Raw genomic sequence first — 233 nt, forward strand, 5'->3', positions numbered from 1 at the left:
GCTCATGGACACTTCACTACGCAGGTCGCCTTCAACAGTCAGCTTGGCAACTTCTCCACGAACGATGTCCAGCTGCTCGTCAGAAAGATCAGCAATCTTAGTGCTTGGAGTAATACCACAAGCGCTACAGATGCCAGTCGCAGACGTGCGGCCAATTCCGTACATGTAAGTCAGAGAAATTACAGCATGCTTATTGTCAGGAATATTGACGCCAGCTATACGGGCCAATCTAT

At 48.9% G+C, this 233-nt stretch carries 1 protein-coding gene; it reads right to left on the reverse strand.

Going from position 1 to position 233, the window contains the following annotated elements; translation table 11 throughout:
• On the reverse strand, positions 1 to 228 hold a 228-nt coding region (gene rpsM / locus ACFVYJ_RS13965), incomplete at its 3' end, for a 30S ribosomal protein S13 (RefSeq protein ID WP_463255486.1).
• Between the last annotated feature and the right edge of the window lie 5 nt (positions 229 to 233).

Origin of the sequence: Pontibacter sp. JAM-7, from assembly GCF_048548695.2 — a bacterium.
GTDB lineage: Bacteria > Pseudomonadota > Gammaproteobacteria > Pseudomonadales > Balneatricaceae > Neptuniibacter.